This window comes from Streptomyces sp. CA-142005, assembly GCF_050942335.1.
In the GTDB taxonomy this organism is placed as follows: Bacteria; Actinomycetota; Actinomycetes; order Streptomycetales; family Streptomycetaceae; genus Streptomyces.
Window position 1 is genome coordinate 240,092 of record NZ_CP192079.1, and the last position, 24,001, is coordinate 264,092.

The 24,001-nt window shown below is 70.4% G+C and carries 21 protein-coding genes and 1 pseudogene; 10 read left to right on the top strand and 12 right to left on the bottom strand.

Features of this window, described 5'->3' with window-relative positions:
* Positions 1-18 precede the first annotated feature (18 nt).
* On the bottom strand, positions 19-825 hold the full coding sequence (locus ACQPXS_RS47525; protein WP_270086148.1) for an acetoacetate decarboxylase family protein: 807 nt from the start codon (positions 823-825) through the stop codon (positions 19-21).
* A gap of 211 nt (positions 826-1,036) precedes the next feature.
* Between ACQPXS_RS47525 and ACQPXS_RS47530 the strand changes: the two genes are divergently transcribed.
* Positions 1,037-2,242, top strand: a complete 1,206-nt coding sequence (locus ACQPXS_RS47530) for an IS110 family transposase (protein ID WP_433445832.1) — start codon at positions 1,037-1,039, stop codon at positions 2,240-2,242.
* An 18-nt stretch (positions 2,243-2,260) separates the two neighbouring features.
* Here the strand turns inward: ACQPXS_RS47530 and ACQPXS_RS47535 are convergent, their stop codons facing one another.
* On the bottom strand, positions 2,261-3,481 hold the full coding sequence (locus ACQPXS_RS47535) for an NAD(P)/FAD-dependent oxidoreductase (protein ID WP_433445833.1): 1,221 nt from the start codon (positions 3,479-3,481) through the stop codon (positions 2,261-2,263).
* Between the two features lie 5 nt (positions 3,482-3,486).
* Positions 3,487-3,675, bottom strand: coding sequence for a ferredoxin (locus ACQPXS_RS47540; RefSeq protein WP_079307251.1), 189 nt, complete (start codon positions 3,673-3,675; stop codon positions 3,487-3,489).
* Positions 3,676-4,026: 351 nt separating this feature from the next.
* Here ACQPXS_RS47540 and ACQPXS_RS47545 point away from each other — a divergent pair, with 351 nt between their 5' ends.
* From ACQPXS_RS47545 to npdG, 4 genes are all read left to right on the top strand, one after another.
* Positions 4,027-5,382 (top strand): glutamine synthetase family protein, encoded by a 1,356-nt coding sequence (locus ACQPXS_RS47545; RefSeq protein ID WP_433445834.1) that lies wholly within the window; start codon positions 4,027-4,029, stop codon positions 5,380-5,382.
* 36 nt (positions 5,383-5,418) lie between these two features.
* Positions 5,419-6,735, top strand: coding sequence for a cytochrome P450 (locus ACQPXS_RS47550; RefSeq protein WP_433445835.1), 1,317 nt, complete (start codon positions 5,419-5,421; stop codon positions 6,733-6,735).
* Positions 6,736-6,826: 91 nt separating this feature from the next.
* The gene (locus ACQPXS_RS47555) at positions 6,827-7,765 is read left to right on the top strand and encodes a TIGR03619 family F420-dependent LLM class oxidoreductase (RefSeq protein ID WP_433445836.1); all 939 of its coding nucleotides are present in this window, start codon (positions 6,827-6,829) and stop codon (positions 7,763-7,765) included.
* 100 nt (positions 7,766-7,865) lie between these two features.
* On the top strand, positions 7,866-8,594 hold the full coding sequence (gene npdG / locus ACQPXS_RS47560) for an NADPH-dependent F420 reductase (RefSeq protein WP_433445837.1): 729 nt from the start codon (positions 7,866-7,868) through the stop codon (positions 8,592-8,594).
* Between the two features lie 1,148 nt (positions 8,595-9,742).
* On the opposite strand, the gene ACQPXS_RS47565 is transcribed toward npdG, so the two are convergent.
* The 3 genes from ACQPXS_RS47565 to ACQPXS_RS47575 form a co-directional block, all read right to left on the bottom strand.
* Positions 9,743-10,468, bottom strand: a complete 726-nt coding sequence (locus tag ACQPXS_RS47565) for an ABC transporter permease (RefSeq protein WP_433445838.1) — start codon at positions 10,466-10,468, stop codon at positions 9,743-9,745.
* A gap of 107 nt (positions 10,469-10,575) precedes the next feature.
* Complete coding sequence (locus ACQPXS_RS47570; protein WP_433445839.1) at positions 10,576-12,138, bottom strand: ABC transporter permease subunit; 1,563 nt, start codon at positions 12,136-12,138, stop codon at positions 10,576-10,578.
* Complete coding sequence (locus ACQPXS_RS47575; protein WP_433445840.1) at positions 12,135-13,082, bottom strand: ABC transporter ATP-binding protein; 948 nt, start codon at positions 13,080-13,082, stop codon at positions 12,135-12,137. The genes ACQPXS_RS47570 and ACQPXS_RS47575 overlap by 4 nt, the downstream gene beginning before the upstream one ends.
* A 125-nt stretch (positions 13,083-13,207) precedes the next feature.
* On the opposite strand from ACQPXS_RS47575, the gene ACQPXS_RS47580 reads away from it, so the two are divergent.
* Positions 13,208-14,461: a sensor histidine kinase gene (locus ACQPXS_RS47580; RefSeq protein ID WP_433445841.1), complete on the top strand. Its 1,254-nt coding sequence runs from the start codon at positions 13,208-13,210 to the stop codon at positions 14,459-14,461.
* Complete coding sequence (locus tag ACQPXS_RS47585; RefSeq protein WP_433445842.1) at positions 14,458-15,135, top strand: response regulator transcription factor; 678 nt, start codon at positions 14,458-14,460, stop codon at positions 15,133-15,135. The genes ACQPXS_RS47580 and ACQPXS_RS47585 overlap by 4 nt, the downstream gene beginning before the upstream one ends.
* Before the next feature lie 500 nt (positions 15,136-15,635).
* Here the strand turns inward: ACQPXS_RS47585 and ACQPXS_RS47590 are convergent, their stop codons facing one another.
* From ACQPXS_RS47590 to ACQPXS_RS47610, 5 genes and pseudogenes are all read right to left on the bottom strand, one after another.
* Positions 15,636-16,502 carry a hypothetical protein gene (locus ACQPXS_RS47590; RefSeq protein WP_433445843.1) on the bottom strand — a complete coding sequence of 289 codons (867 nt, stop codon included), beginning with the start codon at positions 16,500-16,502 and terminating at the stop codon, positions 15,636-15,638.
* Between the two features lie 465 nt (positions 16,503-16,967).
* Positions 16,968-17,495, bottom strand: a complete 528-nt coding sequence (locus ACQPXS_RS47595; protein ID WP_433445844.1) for a hypothetical protein — start codon at positions 17,493-17,495, stop codon at positions 16,968-16,970.
* Between the two features lie 151 nt (positions 17,496-17,646).
* Positions 17,647-18,027 (bottom strand): annotated as a pseudogene (locus ACQPXS_RS47600) (DUF4158 domain-containing protein); the annotation flags it as partial.
* A 99-nt stretch (positions 18,028-18,126) separates the two neighbouring features.
* Positions 18,127-18,789 carry a hypothetical protein gene (locus ACQPXS_RS47605; RefSeq protein ID WP_433445845.1) on the bottom strand — a complete coding sequence of 221 codons (663 nt, stop codon included), beginning with the start codon at positions 18,787-18,789 and terminating at the stop codon, positions 18,127-18,129.
* The gene (locus ACQPXS_RS47610; RefSeq protein ID WP_433445846.1) at positions 18,786-20,426 is read right to left on the bottom strand and encodes a serine/threonine-protein kinase; all 1,641 of its coding nucleotides are present in this window, start codon (positions 20,424-20,426) and stop codon (positions 18,786-18,788) included. Before ACQPXS_RS47610 ends, ACQPXS_RS47605 begins: the two co-directional genes overlap by 4 nt.
* Positions 20,427-21,391: 965 nt before the next feature.
* Between ACQPXS_RS47610 and ACQPXS_RS47615 the strand changes: the two genes are divergently transcribed.
* From ACQPXS_RS47615 to ACQPXS_RS47625, 3 genes are all read left to right on the top strand, one after another.
* Positions 21,392-21,661 carry a hypothetical protein gene (locus ACQPXS_RS47615; RefSeq protein ID WP_433445847.1) on the top strand — a complete coding sequence of 90 codons (270 nt, stop codon included), beginning with the start codon at positions 21,392-21,394 and terminating at the stop codon, positions 21,659-21,661.
* A 78-nt stretch (positions 21,662-21,739) separates the two neighbouring features.
* Positions 21,740-22,204, top strand: coding sequence for a MarR family winged helix-turn-helix transcriptional regulator (locus tag ACQPXS_RS47620; RefSeq protein WP_433455630.1), 465 nt, complete (start codon positions 21,740-21,742; stop codon positions 22,202-22,204).
* Between the two features lie 258 nt (positions 22,205-22,462).
* A complete protein-coding gene (locus ACQPXS_RS47625) occupies positions 22,463-22,879 on the top strand; it encodes a hypothetical protein (protein ID WP_433445848.1) in 417 nt (138 codons plus the stop codon).
* Positions 22,880-23,435: 556 nt separating this feature from the next.
* On the opposite strand, the gene ACQPXS_RS47630 is transcribed toward ACQPXS_RS47625, so the two are convergent.
* Positions 23,436-23,693, bottom strand: a complete 258-nt coding sequence (locus ACQPXS_RS47630) for a hypothetical protein (protein ID WP_433445849.1) — start codon at positions 23,691-23,693, stop codon at positions 23,436-23,438.
* Positions 23,694-24,001: the final 308 nt, after the last annotated feature.

Below are 24,001 nucleotides of genomic sequence, written 5' to 3' on the forward strand. Positions count from 1 at the left end.
CCTATGGTGCGTACGGGGTTACTCGGCGCCGGACGTGCCGGACTCCAGCAGTCGGCCGCCGTCCCAGACGACGCCGACCTGCCGGTAGTAGGCGGCGATCGGTTCGCGGATCTCCAGGCGTGCCAGTTCCTCGGTGGGCGCCTCGAACAGCTCCAGCTCGGCGTCGCCGCGCCACGGCTGCCCGCCCTCGAAGGAGGCGGCGCCGGACTCGATCAGCTCGTCGAGCGCCAGGCCCTTGCCCTTCTCGATGGAGGGCAACCAGCGGTGGTGGGCCATGGGGTGGGCGTTGACGAAACCGTTGGTCTCCGACGGCTCACGCAGGGTGACCACGGCCTGGGCGAGGCGCCGGTCGGCGGCGGCGAGGGTCGCGCCGAAGCGGGCGCCGGCCTCGATGCGCGGGGCGGGGCCGTACGGGTGCGGGCGGGTCTGGTGGATGGAGCCGAGCTTCTTCGGATAGCCCTGGTGCAGCCCGCGCGCGATCGCGAAGTCCTTGTCGACCCAGATGTAGACGCAGCGGGTGTAGGTCTGCCCCCGGTACTTGCAGCGCACGACCGCGAACGCCTCCTTGTACTGGGCGAGCACCGGGTCCAGCAGCTCCTGACCAGAACCCGAGCAGGACTGCCAGTCGGCCCAGATCAGAGCGACCGCGCCAGGGTCCTCGTCCGCCAGCTCCAGCGGCTCGGGCAGCAGTTCACGCACCCGCGCGGGATCCGTGCGGTACTCGACGGTCAGCAGGTCGCCGGAGTAGCGCCACGGCGGGGACGGGATCAGCGAGGAGGCACCGCTCGCCGTCTTGGGGTGGAAGTAACCACGGACAGTGGACATGAAGGGGTTCCCTAAGAATGTTGGCGGTCCGGGAGGACCGGGTGTGGCTGATGATGGGTTGCCGTTGATGGCTCGGAAGGAATGGCCGCCCGGTCCTCCGGGACGCTCCGACCACTGATTGAGAACTGCGGTCATCGCTGGTTAGGGACCTGTCGGCGGGGTGTTCCTCGGGCCACGAAGGTGCTGGTCACGGTGGAACGGAGCGACGGGCTTGAGCACGCCTCACGCGCGGATATGGGTCGGCATCGACGCCGGCAAGGGACATCACTGGGCAGTCGCGGTCGACGCCGACGGCGAGACGCTCTTCTCGACGAAGGTGATCAACGACGAGGCCCAGATCCTCACGCTCATCGAGACCGCCCGCGAACGGGCTGAAGAGGTGCGGTGGGCGGTGGACATCTCCGGCCGGGCCGCCACCCTGCTGCTGGCCCTGCTGATCGCGAACGGCCAGCAGGTCGTCTACGTGCCCGGCCGGACGGTCAACCGCATGTCCGGCGCCTACAAAGGCGAGGGCAAGACCGACGCCAAGGACGCCCGCGTCATCGCCGACCAGGCCCGCATGCGTCCCCGGGACTTCACCCCGCTGAGCACGCCTGCGGAGCTGGTCACCACGCTCCAGGTCCTCACCAACTACCGGGCCGACCTGATCGCCGACCGGGTCCGGCTGATCAATAGGCTCCGCGACCTGCTGGTGGGAATCTGCCCCGCACTGGAACGGGCCTTCGACTACTCCGCGGCCAAGGGACCGGTGGTGATGCTGACTGAGTATCAGACCCCGGCCAGCCTGCGCCGGATCGGCGTCAAGCGGCTGACGACCTGGCTCGAGCGCCGCAAGGTCCGCGGCGCCGACACCGTCGCCGCCAAAGCGGTGGAGGCGGCCCAGTCCCAGATGACTGCGCTGCCGGGCGAGAAGCGGGCCGCCAAGCTGGTCTGCGACCTCGCCCACCAGCTTCTGGCCCTGGACGAGCGGATCAAGGACAATGACCGGGAGATCCGCGAGACGTTCCGTGCCGACGACCGCGCCGAGATCATCGAGTCGATGCCCGGTATGGGTCCCATCCTGGGCGCCGAGTTCGTCGCCATCGTCGGCGACCTGTCCGGCTACCGCGACGCGGGCCGACTCGCCTCGCACGCCGGCCTGGCCCCAGTCGCCCGCGATTCCGGCCGCCGCACCGGCAACTACCACCGGCCCAAGCGTTACAACCGGCGCCTGCGGCACATCTTCTACCTGGCCGCCCAGACTGCCATGATGCGGCCCGGCCCGTCCCGGGACTACTACCTCAGAAAGCGTGCCGAGGGACTGATCCACACCCAGGCCCTGCTTGCGCTCGCCCGACGCCGCGTCGACGTGCTCTGGGCGATGCTGCGTGACAAGAGACTGTTCACCCCCACCCCACCGGACACGCAGACGGCTTGACCTCATCATTGAGATTCCTTACGCGGTGAGGGCGGGCTGCTTGAGCAACTGGGCGCGATAGCGGGCGGCGCCCATCGCGGCGGCCTGACCGCCGAGCGCGACGACGCCGACGAGCCGACCGTCGGTGTGGTAGCCGACCAGGACGTCACCGTCGGGGTCGCCGTCCAGGATCCGTACGTCGTCCTTGCCCAGGACGGGCGCGCCGAAGGACTGCAGCCGGAAGTCGTGCTGGTCGCTCCAGAACGTCGGGAGCGGGGCGAAGGGCACCAACTCCCCGTCTATGCCGGTGAGATGGGCGACGAGGCTCTTCGCGGCGTGCTTGGCCGTGTCGGTGGGGATCGACCAGTGCTCGACACGCCGGGGTACGCCGTCGTAGCGGGCATTGGGGAAGCGGGCGACGTCGCCGACCGCGACGACCTCCGGCCGTCCCCCGACCCGCAGCTGCTCGCAGGTGAGGACGCCGTCACTGAGGTCGAGGCCGTTGCCCTCCAGCCACTCGACGTTGGCCACGGAGCCGACCGACTCCACGACCACATCGGCGGGCAGCACGCTGCCGTCGCTCAGCACGACCCCGGTGACCCGGTCCTCGCCCTCGAAACCGGACACTCCGGTGCCCAGCACGAAGCGCACCCCGCGCTCCTCGTGCCGCTTCAGCAGCGCGCGCCCCAGCAGCTCGCCGAGCGGGCCGACCATGGGCAGGGGGAACGGATCGACGACGGTCACCTCCCGGACGCCGAGGCCCACGGCGGTGGCGGCGACCTCGCAGCCGATGAAGCCGGCGCCGACCACGACCACGCGGGCACCGGGGCGGGTCAGCTCGTCGCGCAGGCCCTGGGCGTCGGCGAGGGTGCGGACGGTGTGGCGGCCGGTGAGCGGTCCGGGGCAGCGCAGGCGCCGGGGCCGCATGCCGGTGGCGACGACCAGTCCGTCGTACGAGATCGCCGAGCCGTCGTCGAGTTCGACGACGCGCCGGTCGAGGTCGGCGGCGACGACCTTCATGCCGAGCCGCCACTCCACGTCGGCGGCGGCCGCCTTCGGCGTGAAGGCGAGCGACTCGAAGGGTGCCTTGCCTGCCAGCACCTCCTTGGACAGCGGGGGCCGGTTGTAGGGCATGTGAGGCTCGTCACCGATGACGGTGATCGTCCCGGTCCAGCCCGCGGCGCGCAGTTGTTCGGCGGCGCGCAGGCCGCCCATGGAGCCGCCGGCGACGACGACACGTCCGGTCGTGGGTGCGCTCATGGCGGTCATCCCTCGATCCGGATGGCCTGCAGCGGACACACATCGGCGGCCTCTTCGACCTCGTCGCGCAGCGCGTCGTCGGGGTCGGACACGTACACCAGGTGGCCCTCGTCGTCCATCGAGAAGACGTCGGGGGCGGCGAAGACGCACTGGCCGTGGTCCTGGCACTTGTTCATGTCGACGACGACCTTCATGGCGGTCCTCCTGAGGGGTGAGGGCATCGGAGCAAAGAAGCAGAGAGAAAGAGACGGGCCCGGCCCGGTTGAGCCGGGCCCCTCGGCCAAAGGGGTCGAAATCCAGCGGATGCCGCACCCCTCACTCGTTTGGCTTCAAACAAGATAGGAAGTCGCCCGACCCTGGTCAATACCTGTCCAGATGGATAACTTTTTTCTACCAGCCCCTTGCGGGGTGACAACCCCCTCCATATCGTTCGGGATCAAATGACTAGCCCGGGGCGCGCTTCTCCCCCGCCCCGGCCCCCCTCCGCACCCCCTCCCCAGTGCCCCCGGCACGGGGAGTCCCTTCCTTCCGCCAAGGAGACACCGGTGAGCGCATCCGACACCCCAGACATCCGCCGGCACATGGAGCGGCTCGCCGCCGCGGGCGTCGACGTGGTCCGGGTGGTCTACCCCGACCTGATCGGCACCGACCGCGCCCGCGAGGTGCTGCTGGACCATCTGCCGTCGGCCTGCGAGCACGGCCTGGCCTTCTGTCGCGCCGTCTACCACACCACCCCGCAGGGCGACGTGGTCCCGGTCGCGGGCGGCCTGGACGCCGGCCTGCCGGACGTGACCGTACGCCCCGACCTGTCCACCCTGGCCGTCCTGCCCTGGGAGCCCGGTGTCGCCGCCTGTCTCGGCGAGGTCACCGACCCGGCGACCGGTGCCCCGGCGCCCGAGTCCTCCCGCGACCTGCTGCGCACCGTCCTGGCCCGCTGTGCCGAGCAGGGACTGCGCCCCGTGGTCGGTCCCGAGCTGGAGTACTTCCTGCTGGAGGCCGCCCCCGGCTCGTCCACTGGCTGGCGCCGCTCACCGCAGACCACCGGCGCCGTGTACACCGCGGGCCTGCGCGCCGACCCCGACAACCACCTGCTGCGCACTCTGCGCGCGCTGCGCGATCTGGGGCTGGGTGTCGTCACCGGCAACCACGAGTTCGACGGCGGCCAGTACGAGATCAACCTGACCCATTCCGCCGCCCTCGACGCCGCCGACCGCGCTTTCCGTTTCAAGGCCGCGGTCAAGGAACTGGCCCGCAAGGAGGGCAACCTCGCCACCTTCATGGCCAAGCCCTTCGGCGACGCGGGCGGCTCCGGCTTCCACCTCCACCTGTCCTGCAACGACGCCGATGGCCACAACGCCTTCGACGACCCGGCGGGCTCCTACGGCCTGTCCGCCACGGCCCGGCACGCCATCGCGGGCATTCTCGCCCACGCGCCCGCGCTCGCGGCCCTGGCCAACCCCACCGTGAACTCCTACAAGCGCTTCGGCCCGGACACCCTCGCACCCTGGCTGATCGACTGGGGGCTCGACAACCGCAGCGCCATGGTCCGCATCCCGCCGGAGCGCGGGGGCGGCGCGCGGCTGGAGCTGCGCCTCGGCGACGCAAGCGCCAACCCGTACCTGCTGATCGCCGGCACGATCGCCGCCGCGCTGCTGGGCGTCCAGGCCGGCGAGGAACCGCCCGCCCCGCTTCAGGGCTACGGCTACGACGCCTCCCGTGCCGCCCTGCTGCCCCAGAGCCTGTCGGCCGCGCTCGACGCGCTGGAGTCGGACACCGCCCTGACCGACCTGCTCGGCAAGGACTTCACCACGTCCTTCCTCACCTACAAGCGGGACGAGCTCGAACGCTTCGGGCGGCACGTCACCGACTGGGAATTCACCGAGTACGCCTACCACCTGTAAGCCCGCCCCGAAACCCCCGCCCGAAGGAACCGCCACATGACCAGCCCCACCGTTCCCGCCGTCCCCACCACCCGGGCCGAACTGCGCGCAGCCCTCGACGAGCCCCTGCCGCTCAGCCGGGTGGACCTCGCCGACCTCGACAACTTCGCCGACGGCATCACCCCGTGGCGCATGTTCCACACCCTGCGCCACCAGGACCCGGTCCACTGGCAGCCCGAAGAGGCCCCCAACTCCGGCTTCTGGTCGGTGACCCGCCACGCCGACATCGCCACCGTCGACCGCGACCCGGAGACCTTCACCTCCACGCGCTTCGTCAACCTCGAAGAACTCGACGACGACCAGATCAAGAAGCGCGCCTCCATCCTGGAGATGGACGGCGTCCGCCACCGCGCCCTGCGCAGCGTGATCCAGCGGCAGTTCGGCGCGAGCGTCATAGGCAGCTACAGCGACTTCCTGCGCGGTCTGACCGCCAAGACCCTGGATGCGGCCCTCGCCAAGGGCACCTTCGACTTCGTCGCCGACGTCTCCGCCGACTTCCCCATCAACGTCCTCGCCCGCCTCCTGGACGTCCCGCCGGAGGACAACCAGCAGCTCATCGACTGGGGCAACCGGATCATCGGCAACACCGACCCCGACTACGCGGATGTCCTGCTGCACAGCGCGGAGAGCGAGAAGTACCGCGACCTGCCGTTCCGTTCCCCCGCGTCGATCGAAGTCTTCGAGTACGGCAGGGAGCTGGCGCGGCAGCGGCGCGGCGGCGACGGTACGGACCTGGTCTCGAAGCTGGTCAACACCACCCCGCGCGACGGCGTCCCGCTCTCGGCCCAGGACTTCGACAACTACTTCCTGCTCCTGGTGGTGGCCGGAAACGAGACCACCCGCCACACCATCTCCCACTCCATGCTGGCCCTCCTCCAGCACCCCGAGCAGCTGGCGAAGCTGAAGGACGACCCGTCGCTGATCCCCACGGCGGTCGAGGAGTTCCTGCGCTGGGCCTCCCCCGTCTACCACTTCCGCCGCACCGCCACCCGCGACGTCGAACTCGGCGGCAAGAAGGTCAAGGAAGGCGACAAGGTCGTCATGTGGTACGCCTCCGGCAACCGCGACGAAGAAGTCTTCGGCAACCCCTACGACTTCGACGTCACCCGGCAGAACAACGACCACGTCACCTTCGGCAAGGGCAGCCCCCACCTGTGCCTGGGCAACCTCCTCGCCCGCACCGAGATCCGCATCATGTTCGAGGAGCTCATCCCGCGCATCGCCGACATCAAGCTCGCCGGCGACGTCCCCCGCGTCCGCTCCAACTTCGTCAACGGCATCAAGCACCTGCCGGTCGAGGTCACCCTCGCCTGACCGCCGGCCGCAGCCGTCCCGACGGCTGCGGCCGCCCGGGCGCCCCCGCCCCTCACGTCTGCCCTCAAACACGCTCGTCCCGAGGATCGCCATGACCACTCCCCGCATGCAGCTCGTCCTGAGCGAGAACTGGACCATGACCGCAGGCCGCGCGGACCTGCCGACCGTGATCCGCTGGGCCCGCGAGGCCGAGGACGCGGGATTCGACTCCGTCATGATCAGCGAACACATCGTGCTCGGCCCCGACGCCGGAGCAGGCGGCGTTATGGGCAACCCCCGCGACTACGCCCTGCCGGGCAACCAAGACCCCCACACCCCGTGGCCCAACTCGCTCATGCTGCTCAGCGCGATCGCCGCTGTCACCGAGCGCCTGCGTCTCGCCGCGTCAGCAGTCATCGCTCCCCTGCGCCATCCCCTGCTCCTGGCCCGTGAGCTCGGCACCCTCGACCTTCTTTCCGAGGGCCGTCTGATCGTGCTGCCCAACGTCAGCTGGAGCCGGGACGAGTACGCGGCACTCGGCGTCCCGTTCTCCCGGCGTGGCAAGCTCCTCGACGAACACCTGGAGATCTGGGCGAAGTTGTGGGGCCCCTCTCCCGTGTCTCACGTCGGCGAGTACTACACCTTCCAGGACGTGTACTTCGAGCCCAAGGCATACCGCCCGGACGGCCCCCGACTGTGCTTCGGTGGCGCGGGCATGCACGACGCGATGGTCCGCAGGATCGTCCGGTACGGCCACGCCTTCAACCCGCTGGGCAAGGTGACGCCCGAGCACATGCAGACGCTGAAGACCGCCATGGCCGCCGCAGGCCGCGACATCGCCGACCTGGAGATGATCGGCGGCACCCGCGCCGTGTTCCCCGACGACGACTCCTGCGCCGACCTCGCCCAGGCCCTCGAGGCCATCCCCGAGCAGATGGCCCAAGGATTCACCACCTTCTGCGTCAAGCCCTCGCAGTTCACCGACGACCCGAACGGAGTGGGCGCGTTCTGCCGCGAGGTGATGCGCCGCGTGGAGTTGCTGACCGCCTGACGGCGCCGGCCGATGTCCCGCATCGCGGCCCGAGCAGCCCGCTGACGACGAACGGCACCGGGCCGCGGAAGAACGAACCGAACGAGCCAAGGACCACAGCATGACGACTCCCGACGAAGCCGCCGGCGCCCGTCCCTCCACTCCCGCCGCGGCCACTCGAAACGACCCCCATCGCCTTCCCGACGTGTCCGGCCTGGTCGTCGGCATCCTCGGCGGAACCGGCCCACAGGGGCGCGGCCTCGCCTACCGGCTCGCCGGCGCGGGCCAACAGGTCGTCATCGGCTCACGGAACGCCGCCCGAGCCGCCTCCACGGCAGCAGCCATCGGCAACGACGTCCGCGGCGCTGACAACGCCACGACCGCGCGGGAGAGCGACCTGGTGATCGTCGCCACACCCTGGGAGGGACATGCCGAGCTGCTGGCCACGCTCCGCGATGAACTCGCTGGCAAGATCGTGGTCGACTGCGTCAACCCGCTCGGCTTCGACAAGAAGGGGGCCTACGCGCTGAGGCCCGAGGAGGGCAGTGCCGCCCAGCAGGCTGCCGCGCTGCTGCCTGACTCCCGGGTGACCGCCGCGTTTCACCATCTCTCCGCCGTCACTCTGGAAGACCGTCAGATCGAGAAGATCGACACCGACGTACTCGTCCTGGGCGACGAACGCGCCGCCACCGACACTGTCCAGGCACTCGCCTCACGCCTTGCGGGCGCACGCGGCGTCTACGGCGGACGACTGCGCAACGCCCACCAAGTGGAGTCGCTGGTAGCCAACCTGATCTCGGTGAACCGCCGCTACAAGGCCCACGCCGGCCTGCGCCTCAGCGACGTCTGAGAAGACTCCCAGCGTCTTTCACCCAGCCCCGCCCCCAAGCTTCGCTTCCGATCCGGTACAGCCATGGGACGCAACCAGAGATGGCGCGCCACCGAGTGGTGTAGCCATAAGGATCGCGTGGATCCGCTCAGCGTCGAGCCGGCGCTTCCCGGCCGGCTCGCGGGTCTGGTGTGCGTGCTGCTCGCAGGCGTCAGCACCCCGTTCCGGCGCGGCGGCGACTACGTCAGCCGACTGACCTGCCAAGTCACGAACTCTGCACCGCAACACCACTCGGTGGGGCACCACCCAACCAGACTGTCATCGACACCAGACGGCACCGTCCCCCGTCGTGCCCCACGGCGTGGTGTAGCCACGTGGAAGACGCGCTGACACATGGCCTGTGACCGGGCTGCGCGGTGGAGCTTCCTATGCCGCCGGCCGGCTGGTCACAGCGGCATGACCCACAAGGTTCCCGGGTGCCGGGCGGATCACCGCCGCGATCTGCGGCATCACGAAGGCGGCTCGACTACACCACACCACCCGCCGGGACACCATCTCTCCGTGTCCGCCGCGCGCCCAGCAAGCCTTCGGCTGGATGATCAGCCGATAGCCTGCCCCCGGCAGTCAGTCGGGGACGCGGTCAGTGCAGGAGCAGCCTGAACGGCCTGTTCCCAGCCGGTGTGAGCCCCAGACGGCATGCTGTTGCAGCATGTGGGGCTTTTCCGAGTTCCGGCCCCTTGAGCCCCTGCGGCCTGCGCGGCGGACCGCGTTCGATCCCGGCGGCTGCAAGCCCTACTGCTTCGGCGTCACCTGTTCCCGTCTCGATGGCCATCCGCTGGAGGCTTATAGGCGTTCTCACAACATCTGCGGCAGTCTCAATCGGCTTGCAGGATCGCAGGTCAGCCGCGCTCCCCTCTCCCAAACCGCCGCTCAAGACTGTCTCAGCGCATCTGCGGGATCGCAGGTCCCAGCCGCACGGCTACCGCAGCATCGATGAGACATCACACTCGCTGTGCGCGAAACTGGTGGGAACCAGGGAGGCGGCGCGCATCTGGAGCACGTTCGCGACCTCGGGGTGCTCCTTGGGGAACGGCAGTAGGGCTGCCTTGTTCAGGGCGCCGGGCCGGGGAGGGGCCCGAAGCCACCGTGCTCGCGGACGCTCGATTCGGCTACGCGTCGCGCCTGTGCAGCAGCAGGCTGCCGACCAGCAGCGCGGCCGCGGCCCACGTGGCGAGCACGCCCAGGCCGGCCCATGGGCCGATGGGCAGTTCGTGCAGATGGACGGTGGCTTGGACCGCGAGTCCCGCGGTCATGGGCGAGATCTGCTGGAGGTGGCGCTGCCACTCCGGGTCGTTGACTACCCGGGTGACTACCGGGAAGAGGTAGAGCAGTCCGAGCACGATCCCGATGGCGCTCGCCGCGTCCCGTACCGCCGTCGCCACGCCGAGGCCGATCAGGGCGATCAGGACGAGGTAGAGGACCGATCCCACGGCCGCCCGCAGGGTCGGGCCGTCGGCCAGGGAGAGCGGGGCATAGGCGTGCGCCTCGGTGAATCCGTTGCCGGGCAGGATGTAGCGGCCGGCGAGGAGGGAGGCCAGGACGGCAGCCGTCCCGCAGGCGAGGACGACCGTGGTGAGGATCGTCGCCTTGGCGGTAAGGACGGTGATCCGGTGTGGCACTGCGATGAGCGTGGTGCGGATCATCCCGGTGCCGTACTCGCCGCTGACGGCCAGCACCGCGAGGACGGCGATGACCGCCTGCCCGACGGTGACGCCGGTCAGGGCGAGCTTGACGGCGTCCTGGCCGCACCCCGCGTCCGGGCACTTCACGGCCTTGGCGGTGCCGCAGCCGACGGCCACGGTCAGCGCGACGGCGAGCAGGAGCAACCTGCCCATTTCCCCTGTGGTGCGCAGCTTTGTCCACTCCGCGCGCAGGGCGCGGCCGAAGTCCCCTCGCCACGCGCCGTCAGCCGTTCTCGTGAGTCGTGCACCGCTCAGGAGACTCATACGTCCCTCCCGCGCAGCCGTACCACGGCCAGGCCGAAGGCGAGCGCGGCGTATCCGCACAGCACGGCGAGGCCGGCCCAGGGCGCCAGGGGGTAGTAGCCGGTCGACGGTTCGTACACGCTGAGCACCTGCGCGTACTGCGGCAGGGTCTGCTGGATGGCGAAGCCCGCAGCCGGGGTCACCCGCAGCAGCCACTCCGAGACGCCCGGGGGCAGTACGCCGGAGGTGGCAAGCAGGAAGGGCGGCACGATCGACGCGATGACCAGGGCGGCCGCCGTGCCGCTGCGCCGCAGCAGGGCACCGATGCCGAGAGCGAGCACGGCGGCGGCTGCGCAGAGCAGGCCGGTGCCGGCCATGACGCGCACTTCGGTCGCCGGCGTGACGGGGAAGACATGGAAGCCTCTGCCGCGCGCGCTGCGTTCCCCGATGGGAATGGTGATCGCGGAGGCGACCAGGCCGATGGCGAACGCGACGCCCCCGGCCACCAGCGCCTTGGCACCAAGCACCCGGCCCCGCAGGGGAGTTGCCGCCATGGTGGTACGCAGCAGACCGCGCCGGTACTCGCCGGTGATGAACACCGTGCCCACGGCGATCACCACGATCAGCCCGGCGAAGGTGCCGACGAGGAAGCTCTCGACGGAGAAGCCGACGCCCATGACGGGCCCGCCGACGACCGGTGCGATGTCACCGGCCCCGGTCACGGTGAACCCGCCGCCGTCGGTCTGGGTGAAGCCGCCCTTGGTGGTGTTCGTGTAGCTGCCGGAGGTGCCCGCGTCGCCGCCCACCTGTGTGCCGCTCCACGCGCTCTGGGACCAGCCGCCGGTGAGGCCGGGACGGCCGAAGGTGCCGGTGGCCACGGCGGGGCTGAAGCCCGTGCCCGCCGCGGTGTCCCGCTTCGCCTCCGGTGACGCCGCGAAGAGCCCGGCCTGCACGGTGCGCGCAAGCCCCGGCAGCTTCGCATGGCCGACCTTGGTCCAGTGGGTGCCGTCGGCGGAGGTGGAACCGGTGAGGCTGTCGCCGGAGCGGACCAGGCGCAGCCAGCGCGGGGACTCCTGGGTGACCTTGCCGGAAGGGCCCGCCGTGTCGTGCGTGTAGTCGTACTGCATGCGCACGCCGTGGCCGCCGGTGGCCATGACCGCCGCGTACGGGGATCCCTGGGTGAGGCTTTCCTTCACGATGATCCCTGCCTTCGCCCAGGGCTGGGCGCCCTGGGCCGTCTTGCCGGTCCCGGTGTCGGCCGCACCAGTCAGGGACCGCAGGGCAACGGTGAGGGTGCCGTCGCCCGTGAGCGCCTTGTGGACGAAGTAGAAGCTGTCGTTGACGGCCTCGCCGCCGGGGCCCTTCGGGTACGAGGCGGAGTCGGCGCCGCGACCGCCGGGGGCGGGGGCGGCCGTGCCGAGCAGGCCGACCACGATCGTCACCAGGAGCGCCCCCGCCGTGGCGAGGACCCAGCCGCGTACCGTACGGAACTTCGTCCACTCGGCGTGCAGCGTCCTGAGGAATCCGCTCCGCTCAGCGCGCCTCGTGGCCGGGGGGCGTGGAGTGAGGATGGCGGTCATCGCGTGGCCTCCCCCGCCGGGATGCCCCGGTACTCCACCGCGTCCCGGGTGAGCTCCATGTACGCCTCTTCGAGCGTCGCCCGGTGCGCGGACACCTGGGAGAACGGCACCCCGTTTTGGGCAAGCAGGGCCACGATCTCCTCGGCGGGCAGGCCCGTGACGCCGAGGGTGCCGGGGCCGGTGGCGAGAACGGTGGCGCCCGCGCCATGCAGGACCTGGGCGGCGCGCGGAGTCGCGGAGGTACGCAGGGTGACCCGGCCGCCGGACGCCTCGGCGAGCAGCTCGGAGACGCTGGTGTCCGCGACGACCCGGCCGCGACCGATCACCACGAGATGGTCCGCGGTGTCTTGGAGTTCGCTCATCAGGTGACTGGAGACCAGGACGGCGCGGCCCTGCCGGGCCAGCTCCGCCAGGAAGCCGCGCATCCACACGATGCCGTCGGGGTCGAGGCCGTTGAACGGCTCGTCCAGCATGACGACCGGCGGGTCACCGAGCAGCGCCGCCGCGATCCCCAGGCGCTGGCGCATGCCCAGCGAGAAGCCGCCGGCCCTGCGCCGGGCCGCCGTGCCCAGGCCGGCCTGTTCGATGACCTCGTCCACGCGCCGGGGCGGCACGCCCTGTGAGTGGGCCAGCCACAGCAGGTGGTTACGGGCGGTGCGGCTCGGCTGCAGCGCGGAGGCGTCGAGCAGTGCCCCCAGATGCCGAAGCGGGCGACGCAGGGTGCGGTACGGCACCCCGCCGACCAGGGCCTTTCCCTCCTCAGCCGCGTCAAGGCCCAGGATCACGCGCATGGTGGTGGACTTGCCCGCGCCGTTCGGACCGACGAAGCCGGTCACCCGTCCGGGCCGCACGGTGAACGTCATCCCGTCCAGAGCCAGCTGTGGCCCGAAGCGTTTACGCAGACCGATGACCTCGATCGTCGCCTTCGTACTCTCATCGCTCATGGGCCCCACCCTGTGACGGAGCGCGTTACAGGGGCCGAACGGCCGCTGTCATCTCGCTGTTAGGCGCCTCGGCTTAACCTGGCCTGGTACGTGCCCTGGTGCGGTGGCGAGAGGGGAGCATGCGGATGAAATGGAGTCCGCCCCGACGGCTCGCGGGCCTGACTGCCCGGCTCGGCCTGCGCCGTGGCACTGCCCGCACCCGCTTCACCGCCTTGTACGTGACTCTGTTCCTGCTGTCGGGAACGGCGCTGCTGGCCCTCGCGGCTGTGGTGGCATCCGGCGGATCGCGCTCCAGCCAGACCGCCCCCGATGGCGGCACCGATCAGCCCGCCACGGCGGCACAGGCCCAGGGCCGCATCGACGCGCTGGAGCAGCAACTGGCCCAGGCGCACGACACCCAGTCCCGGCAGATCCTGCTCGGCTCCGCCATCGCCCTCGGCGTCATGGCTGTGATCTCGGTCGGCCTCGGCTGGTTCGTCGCCGGCCGGGTGCTGCGCCCGCTACGCGTGATGACAGCGGCCACCCGCCGGATCACCGCCGACAGCCTGCACGAACGCCTGGCCATCGGCGGCCCCGGCGACGAGGTGAAGGACCTCGCCGACACCATCGACGACCTCCTCGGCCGCCTGGAGGGCTCCTTCGACGCCCAGCGCCTCTTCGTCGCCAACGCCTCCCACGAGCTGCGCACCCCGCTCACCACGATGCGGGCCTCCCTGGACGTGGCCCTCGCCAAGCCGGGCCCGGTACCCGAGACCACGGCCACGCTGGCCGCCCGGATGCGCGCCGAACTCGACCAGGTGGACCGGCTGCTGGAGAGTTTCCTCGTCCTGGCTCGCACCCAGCACGGCGAGTTCACCGACTCGGCGCACCTCACCCTCGGCCAACTCGCGCTGACCGCCCTGGCCGGACGGGCAAAGGACATTGCGGCCAAGGACCTGACCGTGCGTGAAAACCGGATCGACGACTCCGCGTGGGTGTGGGGCAGCCAGACGCTGCTGCGCCGCGCGGTCGACAACGTGGTCGACAACGCGATCACGCACAACGACCCCGGGGGCTGGATCAGTGTCGCGGTACGGGCCGAAGAAGACGACGCAGGCGCGGTGTCCCTCGTCGTCGAGTCCAGCGGACCGGTCCTCGGCCAGCGGCGGGTGGCGGACCTCGCGCAGCCCTTCCGCCGCCTTGGCGCCGACCGGACCGGCACCGGCCAGGGCAGCGGCCTCGGCCTCTCCATCGTCGCAGCCATCACCCAGGCCCACCACGGCACCCTGGACCTGCGCGCCCGCCCCGACGGCGGCCTGCGCGTCACCATCACCCTCCCCCGTACGGACGGCAGGGCGACGGCGGAAGCCCCCGACACAAAGACAAGCGTGGCGCGTTGAGAGTCCTGGTGGTCGAGGACGCCCGCCCCCTCGCCGAAGTCATCGCCGAGGGACTGCGCGACCAGGGCATGGCCGTGGACGTGGCCCACGACGGGCTCGTCGCCGCTGCCAAGCTGGACGTCAACGCGTACGACGTCGTCGTGCTCGACCGCGATCTGCCAGGCATCCACGGCGACACCCTCTGCCAGATGATCACCGAACGGGACGGCCACGTGATGGTCCTGATGCTGACCGCCGCCGACTCACCCGGCGACCGCGTCAGCGGCCTGACCCTGGGCGCCGACGACTACCTCGCCAAGCCCTTCCACTTTCCCGAACTCGTCCTGCGTATCCGCGCTCTGGCCCGCCGCCGCCCCGCCGCCCGGTCCCGCACCCTGAGCACGGCGGGCATCGAACTCGACCCGATGCGTCGCACCGCCAGCCGCGACGGCCACCAACTCGACCTCTCCGTCAAGGAATTCGCGGTACTCGAAGCCCTCCTGAACGCGAGCCCCGCCTTCCTCAGCACGGAGAACCTCCTCGAACAGGTCTGGGACGAGCACGCCGACCCGTTCACCAACACCGTCACGGTGACCATCAGCCGCCTGCGCCGCAAACTCGGCGACCCCCCGGTCATCGCCACCACGCCCGGCGTGGGGTATCGGATCATCGACCCAGCCGTCCCACCCGACTGAGCAGCCGCCAGGGGCCGGCGGCCCGCGAGCGGAGACCACGCTCAGTGCACCCGACTCCAGTCATCTGCGCAGCCGACTTCGGAGACTGACACACGCGGTTACTCTCACAAACGTTCCTTTGCCGGAGCAAGATCAAGAACGGGCCGCCGAGCCCCCATTGATCTTGGTTCGGTTCTCAGAACCCGTTCTCACTCAAAAGCGGGTTACACCCCCTTCTGAGACTTGCAGGAAGCTTCTGATCTTTCTCGACAGGCATACTGCTGATGATGACGACGACCACCCAGCGCCTCCTCGACCTCGCCGCAGCCGCACCGGACAGCCTCGACGAGGACTTGGTCTGCTCCTGCGCGAAGCGAGCGAGCTGTACCAGCAGGGTTTTGCAACCCTGCGCGACACCGTGGCGGCCCGCTTCGCCGGACTGTCCGGCCGGGATCTGGTGGCAGCCGCAACCGCGGCGAGCATGCCGGCCTGGCCGAGTTCGACGGCGGTCTGCTGGGTGATCAGTAGGTGGGGGTTTGCCGTGTTCGGCCAGCGGTTGCGGCGGTGATCGAGCCAGTCCCCAGGCCGTAGTAGAAGGGCGAGGACGCGTCGAGCCCCGCCCGCTCCAGGAACAGCCCCTCGTAGTGCTGCAGCAGCTCCATGCCGAAGTCGACCTCCGGGGCCGTCCCGTCCTCCTTGAAACTGCCGAGAAGAAGCTGCGTCCAGCGCTGCTCGACAGCCGACCACACCACCAGGTGCGATGGCGCGAAGAACACCCACACAGCGTCGATCTCGTCTGGCAGCGTCGGGGCAGTCAAGGTGTGCGCGATCGCCAGGTCGAGACACTCCACGTAGGGCCGGTCGAGAAAGTGGGACACGATGAACACAACCCGTGCCCTGTCGGGCGAGGACTTGTCCCGCAACTGCTTCGCGGCCTTGGCGATCATCGACTGGGCCGCCTCGACGACATCGTTCGCTGACACGAACGTCGCCCGATGAGTGCCTGGCTCCTCACCTCGCTTCAGTGCCCGCGAGACCGCTGCGTCGTGCTCGCGGAAGTCACCAGGTATCGGTTTCACCTCGAAGTCGGCGAACTCGACACCGTTGCGGCCGAGCAGCGACGACAGTGCGTCGCTGTCCGAGTCCGCCACGCGGTAGACGAGATCCACGCCGCCGTGGACGTCTACGGCGACCGGCACGATGCCGAGATAGGCGGTCGTCAGCATCGCCGCGAGATGCTCGCCCGCGGCCAGCTTCAGCTTCTTCAGGCCGTCCGCCGGTACGTGCGCCGGCAGTGCCTGCGTCGCCCAGTCCATCACTTCGTAGGTGATGGCGTTGACGTCGGTGCTGATGGCTCCGCCGAGGCTCTTGGCGCTGTCGTCGCTCATGGGCGCGAGTGTGGCAGCACCGTGATGCGGTCGCGACGGGTTTCGGGGCCAGGTGAGGGCCGCGGCGGTCTCGTCCGGCGCCTTGAGGGCCCGGCGCACGCTCGCGGTGTGCGGGTCCTGCGCCCCAGGGCTCAGCGGCGGTTGCGCATACCGATCTGTGCACCACCGATGGCTGTGACAGTCGTGCCGATGCCGCCAACCGCAGTCGCGAGGCGGCGGCGAAGATCGCTAACCGGCCCCGCAGACTGCGGGGGTCGGCTCGCCTGTGGCCCATGCCGGTTCCAGGGTGGCCATGCTGCGAGTTCCCTCCTGAGACACCATGCCGGAAGTACTGCCGCCCGCCGGAACCGAGTTCCGGCGGGCGGCGGTCCGGGGCCCGCTGAAGACCAGACAGGCATTCCGTCACCTCACCCGCCACATTTCGTCGGTAGCCCGGTCCCGGGGTGAGATGTCGGCTCGCATCGTTCAGGTGTTGGGGTTCTCGTCGACTTCGAAGACTTCGGCTGTGATGTTGTCGATGCTCCCGTCCTGGGCGATGGCCGTGCGAATCCTGACGGGTCGGACCGGGTTCGGCGGAACGACCGGGTTCGGCGGGACGACCGGGCCCCGCGGGTAGATCTTGAGGAAGGTGGGGAAGACGGCCACGGGCGTGATCGGGTCCGGCGGGTATGCGACGGTGTTGTGGTCCGCGCCGACGAAGCGATAGCGGCCGCCGCTGGTCTGGCCGATGCCAGTGGTGTTCACCAGTTGGCTGGTGATGTCGGCGCTCCCGCCGCCGCCCGGGTCGCTCCGGGTGACGACGGTGACTCGGATACCGCCCGTGACGTCGACCCGCTCCGGGCCGGAAAACAAGGTGCCGCTCAGCGCCAGCAGTGCGGTGCGCCGGTGGAGGACCGCGGCGGAGGCGCTGGCCGTGGTCATAGGAAGGGCCAGGCCAAGCAGTGCCACGATCAGGCAGATCTTGCTGATGGCGCGCAGAGGGTGACCGCGCATGAATGCTCCCATCGATGAGGCGGGACCGCATGGCCGCCCCCTCCCGCCGAGGACGTCCAGCCTGCCCAGGCGAGCGAACCGCTGTCTTGCAGTGACACGCGTACCTGGCCCGGTAGATCGAGGCGTTCACCTCGGTGCGGACCTTCGCCGCGAGCGCGTCCAGCGTGGTGAAGCCCGGCAGCTCCAGCCCGGCTTCGACGACCTTCTCCAGTGCGATGTTGATCAGGTCCGCCGGGCGGTTCTTCGAGACCGCCTCACTCCGCATCACCGGCTCGGCGATCTTCCGGGCCTCCGCCTTGTCGTACGACAGACCCGTCCGCTGCCGTACGACGGTTCGCTGTCGTTGCGCCGTACGGTTCGCCGCTCTCGGCACCGTGCCTTCCGGCAGGTCGACCGCGCGGCGGACGAAGTCGACGACCATATCCGGGATCTCGTCCAGCTTCGGGAAACACCCCATGCGCTGACACGACTTCAGCGCGAGCAGCTGGACCAGCAGATGCTCGTCACAATCGGCACGGGCGGACCCGCTCACGAGGCCAAGATCATTGCGTGGCGGGTTTCTGGCGTATCTGGAAACGCCCCGAACATGCCCCCTGCGGTGGCCACGTCGGCCGAACTGGCCACCGCGGGGTCATCGGCAGTCGTAGGTCAGCCTCGTGACCGCTGTGTGCACGGACGGCGTGAGGACGCGGAGTTCCGCTCGGCCGGCGTGGTGGCCCTTGCCCTCGAAGGTCCAGCGGAGGCTGAGGGTGGCGTGACGTTGGCCGCGGGGCAGGCGTTCGCGCAGGACGTCCGAGGACGTGCCGTCGCTGCGGAACCAGCGGTAGGTGAACGTGCCCGGGCGGCCGTTCGTCGTGACCTGGGCAAGGATCTGCGCCGTCTCGCCGCAGCCCAGCTTGGCCGGGCGGGTGGCGACCGACACGTCGCGTACCTCCACCGAGGGGCCGAGCCGCTGCCACGCTAGGAAGGCGAGGACGCAGAGGAAGACCAGCGCCGTCAGCGCGTAGCGGCGCAGGCCGCTGCGTGGGCCGGGCGGGGGCGTGACGGGCAGCGTGCTGTGGATACGGTGGGCCGCCGCCGCCGTGACGCCAGGGCCGAAGCGCAGGACCGTGTCCTCCACCCGGTCCGGCGCCGTCGTGGCCGACTCGTCCAGCACCGTCGCGGCGGACTCCTCGCGCTCCGGGCCGGTGAACCAGTGGCTGGCCAGCACCGTCGCGCTGTACTCGGCGTCAGCGGAAGAGCCGCCCAGGCTGCGGGCGGGCTCCTCGGGGACACGGTCGTCGGGTGTGGTCATTTCACACACCCCCCGGCACTGACCCCAACCTGCTGGGACGCGCCGCCGTCGGCGCTCGCGGGGTCGGTCGCCGCCTGGACCGTCCAGAACCAGAAGCAGCCGGCGTTCTGGAAGGCATGGTCGACGGTGCCCTTGTAGGTGGTGGCACCACTGAGCTCGAACCGCTGGGCCGCCCCGTCGGGCGCCCCCGGAAAACCCAGGTCCTGGCCCGAGAACCACATGACAGTGAGGGACAGTGGTCCGGTGCCGTCCGTGGTGATGGTCAGCGTCGCCGTGGCCGTGGACGGCCCGGTCTGCCGGAACTCCGTCACCGTGATGTCCTTCACGGCGGGCGGAACAGGCTTCGTCACCGGCGGCGGTGTCGTCGTCACCGGGTCCGAGGGCACCCCCACCGGGCTCGTTGTCGACGGCGTCACCGAGACGCTGGACGACTCCGTGGGCGTCGGGCTGGTGCTCGCCACTGAGGCGGAGGGCGTCGGGCTGGTGCTCGTCACCGAGGCGGAGGGCGTCGGCGTGGGCGTCTCGCTCAACTCCGCAACGTGGTCGGCCCCGGGTCCCACGCTGCTCGTCGCCAGCGCCCGCGCCGCCTCGCGCGGGAAAACGGCCGGGTCCGACTGGACACCGTAGGCCAGAAGTACGCCCAGCAGCACCAGGGCCGCCGACAGCACCAGTCCCGCCCGGCCCGGCAGCCACGGCCGCAGCCGGCCTCCCGCGGAGGGCTGACGCAGCACCGTCCGGGCGACGTCCGTCGTGGAGGCCGGGGACGTACGCCCCGATGGCAACAGCAGGGGCAGCAGCGCAACCAGCGTTGCGAGCGCCTCGCGGCCGCGCTCCTCCCAGTCGGGCCCGTACGCCGCCCCCGCCACCACCTCCAGCTCCCGCACGAACTCCTCGGCGTGTGCGGGCCGTTCCGCCGGGTTCTTCGCCAGGCCCCGCGCCACCAGACTCCGTACCGCCTCCGGCACCTGCTCCACCGGAATCGGCGCGTCCAGGTGCCGTAGTGCCAGCTCGGCGAAGTTCTCGCCCTGGTACGGCTTACGGCGGGTCAGGCACTCGAAGAAGGTGGCCGTGGCCGCGTACACATCGGCGGCGGGCGAGGCGGGCGCGCCGGTCCATTGTTCCGGCGCCATATAGGCCGGGGTCCCGGCGATGCCCGCGCTGACGCCGGAGTCCACCGCGATGCCGAAGTCGACGAGGCGGGAGGACCCGTCCGTGCCGACCAGGACGTTCTCCGGCTTGTAGTCGCGGTGGACGACACCGACCCGGTGCGCGTCGGCCAGCCCCAGCAGCGAGCCCTTGAGGACGGTGAGCGCCGCCTCCGGCACCAGCGGGCCCTGCCTGATCAGCAGGGTGCGCAGCGAGATGCCGTCGACGAGCTCCATCACGATCGCGGCCCCGCCGGGGCTCTCGACGTACTCATACAGGCCGACGACGTACGGACTCTCCAGCCCGCCCAGCAGCCGCGCCTCCGAGCGGAACCCCTGCACGAAGCCCGGCTGGGTGCGCAAGGAGTCGCTGAGGTACTTCACCGCGACCGGAACCCCGGTCTCCACATGAACGGCGAGCACGACCCGTCCGCTCGCCCCCGAACCGAGTTCCAGCGACTCGGTGTATCCCGGCACCGCCCACGTGCTCATGTCCGTCCCCCCAAGGCCGCCGCGCCCCGGTACCTCACCCGTCCCGGAGCATCGAGCACGGGATGAGAGACACATTTTCGGACATCACGGTTGCGGCAGGACACCCCTAGTAGGCCGCAACGTCCTCCGGTCACGCTCACCGACCTTGACTGCCTTGTGGCTGTCGAGGCGTTACGTGCCGAGCCCGCCGAGCCCGCCGAGCGGCTGCGGCACGACCTGTACCGCATCAGGCAGCTACTCGATGAGGAGCTGAAACCGGCGATTGCATCCCTGGAGACGTCATCGCCCGCCGATGTGTTCGGCGTTGATGCCGTCGCACAAGACCATCGTCGACCTGTTAGCCGGCTCTCCCTGCCGCGGTACGCGACCAGGTCTGCCCGCCCATGCTCGACCTCGAGAACCGCATGGGTGCGGTCATGGCCGAGGGTGGCCCGGACCTCCACACCGCCGCCCTGGCGCTCGTCGACCAGTGCGCGCAATACGCCCACCGGCTGCGCCACGACGACGCCGAGTCGGGCCCGGCCGGCCCCTCTCAAGCAGACGCCGATGCTGTTCCTGATGGCCTGCCGGGAGTACCTCGGCGCCGAGGCCGAACAGCGCTTCGGCCTGCGCCCCACCGGGCGCAGCCTGCTCGCCCGCCTCTCGACGAGGTGAGAACTTGCCGGCCCTCGGGTTGCCCGCCGCAGCGAGCCGGGACGCCGCGATCGCCGCACCTAATCGATCCGGCCGTCAGCGCGAGCGCGCCGACCGGGTCGGTGGGGAAACCGTCGCTACCTGCCAGCGGAGCGCGAGCAGGGTGCGCCAGAAACCTCGCAGGTCTTTGAGCGGCTTGCGCTGCGGTGACGCTGCCTGGGTCGGCTGAGTGCCGGTGTCGGTCTGCACGGTGGAACCTCCGCTCCATCACCCGGGAACGTGGACGCGTTGCCCCTGCGCGCCCTGCCCTGCAGCTTCGGGCACTTCATGACGTGTCCGCCTACGCCCATGCCGAGGATGTCGAGCTCAGGCTGGATGCCACCGAGACCCAGGGCCGGCCGGCCTGTGGCGAGCCGCAGGGACAGAAGGGCGTTCATGTCGGGAAGAAGAAGCAGAACATCATGAAGGCCACCGTCGTCGCTGACCAGCGCGGTCGCACGGTGATGGACCTGCCCCCTCTGCGACCAGGGCGGATACATGACAGCCCGCGGCCCTGCGCCACCGCCGCGCCCCCCGGGCTCTGCGATCCCCTCCATCATTGATTATCTGATATCATCGAAACTACTAAATGATCTTAATCGAGTAACAGTTTACGAACTGGTACGGTAGGTGGGGTGACAATGACTGCGGACCTGACCGGCACCGTCGAGGCCGAGCCCCTCGACCGGCTCGGCTTTCTGCTCGCCCGGCACGGCGCCATCGCCCATGCCCGCATGGAGCGCGCCTTCAAGCAGTGCGGACTGACACCCCGCCAAGGCGCGACGCTGGTCCTGCTGGGCGAGTCGGGACACATGAGCCAGAAGGGCATGGCGGAAGTCCTGGAGGTGGATCCCAGCATCCTGTGCGGGATCCTCAACGACCTCGAGAACACGCAGCTCGTCGAGCGCCGGCGCGACCCGGCCGACCGGCGCCGCCACATCGTGGCGCTCACCGACGAAGGCGGCCGCACCCTCGACAAGGCCCAGGACGCCATCACCGCCGTGGAGAAAGAACTCTTCGCCGACTTCACCCCCGAAGAGCTCTCCACCCTCCGCATCCTCCTCGGCCGAGTGAGGACGTCCCCGAGCGACTCCGCCTGCACCTGACCGACCCGCCACCAGGCAGCTTGGGGCCACGGGCATTCCCGTGGCCCCTTTGTCATGCCCGTTTCTGGGAATCCACAGCATTCCGGCAGCTTCGTTTCGGTGAGTCGACAGTCACACCCGTTCATTCATTGACGAGCCTCAACGATCTGTTAGCGTCAATGCATGACGTTGCTCGGCCGTATCGGCCACGAGCCCTTCGGCAACGCGTCGATCGTTCACCGCCCGCACCCCACACCGGGCGAAGCAAGGAGACACACCATGAAGAAGCTGATGACCCGCATCGCCCTCGCAGCCGCCACCGTGACCATGACCGGCAGCGCCCTCGTCGCCGTCACCGGCCCCGCCTCGGCAGCCACCCTGCCCTCGGGGCACAGCACTCACCACAGCGCCGTCGCCACCGTGACGGAGCGCGCCGGCTTCACCCGCATCGGCCAGGGGTGGTCCCTCTGGGACGGGCAGCGGGAATGGCACGGCGAGCGGGACCAGTCGGGTCACTCGTACTGGCGCTCCGGCGGCAACGCTCAGCAGCTTCGCTACGACGGTCACCGCGTCTACCACGTGAGCCGGGGACAGTGGGTCGCCGTCGCTCAGGCGGACGAGCAGGCCTACGCCTTCAACCGCTGGCACTTCGACCAGCTCTGGACCGTCCGCGCCGCCGGCCCCCGCGGCATCTGAGCACAATCCGCTCCCGAGAACACCCGAACAGAGAACATGATGAAGCAGTCGATCCGCACCCTCAGGACCCTTCGCCGCCGTCGTCCGGTGACGGACTTCGGTGCCGGCCGGCACCGTGGACAGCCTGCCGCCGAACGCCCGTCCGCCCTGGACGCGCCCGGAAACGGCCGCCACCGCCGCACCGAGACCCTCGCTCTTCCCGCGTCCGCCTGAGGCGCCCTCGCGCGAGCCGACCCCGCGAGGCCGACGCCCCGACGAGGCCCCGCTGCGCACGCACAGTGCCGCCCAGCACAGATGCCTCCCGACGCGCCACGGCTGTGGCCAACCGTGTGAACAACACCGTCAACCTCCGCCTGCGAGCCGAGTGACACGCGCACACCACCGCCCGGCCGGCCCACCCCCCGCCACGGCGCGACGCCCGGCGAAGAGCACGCGCCTGCACCTGCATCTCCACAGCGGGAGCGGACCCGGACAGCGCCCCACCCCGCCGACTCCGCCGTCAACCACACCGCGACGCCGCCGAAGAGCGCGACCGACACGTGGGCGACCCGGCGGATCAGCAGCAGCGCGGGGACGCGCAGGAAGAAGCCCGCGCAGCCAGCGGCGTCACCGAGCGACGACCGACGCGGTCCGACAGCGCGCCCGCGAGCGGCCGCACGATCGCACCGAGCACGACCAGCGCCAGGGTCTCGTCGCAGTGGAGTTCACTCGCCAGACGGCTCGGCATGCAGGACAGCAGCCTGTAGTCCGTGACGTTGAAGATCTGCACGAGGCCCATGCACAGCGGCAGCACCCTCCACTGCCCCGTGACCATGCCGCGTATCGGCACCTTCGGCCGCTCGCGCCCCGTATCGGCACCTTCGGCCGCTCGCGCTCCTGATCAGCGGCCTTCTCAGGCTCCCGGCGGCAAAAGCGGGTCTCCGCGGGCTTCGTCCACAGCTAGAGGCCGATGATGCGCATCGGGCCCGCGATCAGGGAACAGCAGGCGCCAGCCCCAGGACAACAGGTCGTCGAGATCACCCGGGAGCCGTTGCGGATACCGCCGAGGGGCCGCCACGGCGGCTCCGGGCGTCCTGCCGGCGGCAGAACGCAACGATCGCGGCCGTCGTCAACGAGCACCCC

Bases quoted from the DNA above. Each gene is read 5' to 3' on its own strand.
- ACQPXS_RS47605 (WP_433445845.1), bottom strand. From the start codon at position 18,789: ATGACCACACCCGACGACCGTGTCCCCGAGGAGCCCGCCCGCAGCCTG.
- ACQPXS_RS47540 (WP_079307251.1), bottom strand. From the start codon at position 3,675: ATGAAGGTCGTCGTCGACATGAACAAGTGCCAGGACCACGGCCAGTGC.
- ACQPXS_RS47550 (WP_433445835.1), top strand. From the start codon at position 5,419: ATGACCAGCCCCACCGTTCCCGCCGTCCCCACCACCCGGGCCGAACTG.
- ACQPXS_RS47535 (WP_433445833.1), bottom strand. From the start codon at position 3,481: ATGAGCGCACCCACGACCGGACGTGTCGTCGTCGCCGGCGGCTCCATG.
- ACQPXS_RS47580 (WP_433445841.1), top strand. From the start codon at position 13,208: ATGAAATGGAGTCCGCCCCGACGGCTCGCGGGCCTGACTGCCCGGCTC.
- ACQPXS_RS47630 (WP_433445849.1), bottom strand. From the start codon at position 23,693: ATGGTCACGGGGCAGTGGAGGGTGCTGCCGCTGTGCATGGGCCTCGTG.
- ACQPXS_RS47590 (WP_433445843.1), bottom strand. From the start codon at position 16,502: ATGAGCGACGACAGCGCCAAGAGCCTCGGCGGAGCCATCAGCACCGAC.
- ACQPXS_RS47620 (WP_433455630.1), top strand. From the start codon at position 21,740: ATGACTGCGGACCTGACCGGCACCGTCGAGGCCGAGCCCCTCGACCGG.
- ACQPXS_RS47525 (WP_270086148.1), bottom strand. From the start codon at position 825: ATGTCCACTGTCCGTGGTTACTTCCACCCCAAGACGGCGAGCGGTGCC.
- ACQPXS_RS47595 (WP_433445844.1), bottom strand. From the start codon at position 17,495: ATGCGCGGTCACCCTCTGCGCGCCATCAGCAAGATCTGCCTGATCGTG.
- ACQPXS_RS47555 (WP_433445836.1), top strand. From the start codon at position 6,827: ATGACCACTCCCCGCATGCAGCTCGTCCTGAGCGAGAACTGGACCATG.
- ACQPXS_RS47610 (WP_433445846.1), bottom strand. From the start codon at position 20,426: ATGAGCACGTGGGCGGTGCCGGGATACACCGAGTCGCTGGAACTCGGT.
- ACQPXS_RS47625 (WP_433445848.1), top strand. From the start codon at position 22,463: ATGAAGAAGCTGATGACCCGCATCGCCCTCGCAGCCGCCACCGTGACC.
- npdG (WP_433445837.1), top strand. From the start codon at position 7,866: ATGACGACTCCCGACGAAGCCGCCGGCGCCCGTCCCTCCACTCCCGCC.
- ACQPXS_RS47565 (WP_433445838.1), bottom strand. From the start codon at position 10,468: ATGGGCAGGTTGCTCCTGCTCGCCGTCGCGCTGACCGTGGCCGTCGGC.
- ACQPXS_RS47570 (WP_433445839.1), bottom strand. From the start codon at position 12,138: ATGACCGCCATCCTCACTCCACGCCCCCCGGCCACGAGGCGCGCTGAG.
- ACQPXS_RS47575 (WP_433445840.1), bottom strand. From the start codon at position 13,082: ATGAGCGATGAGAGTACGAAGGCGACGATCGAGGTCATCGGTCTGCGT.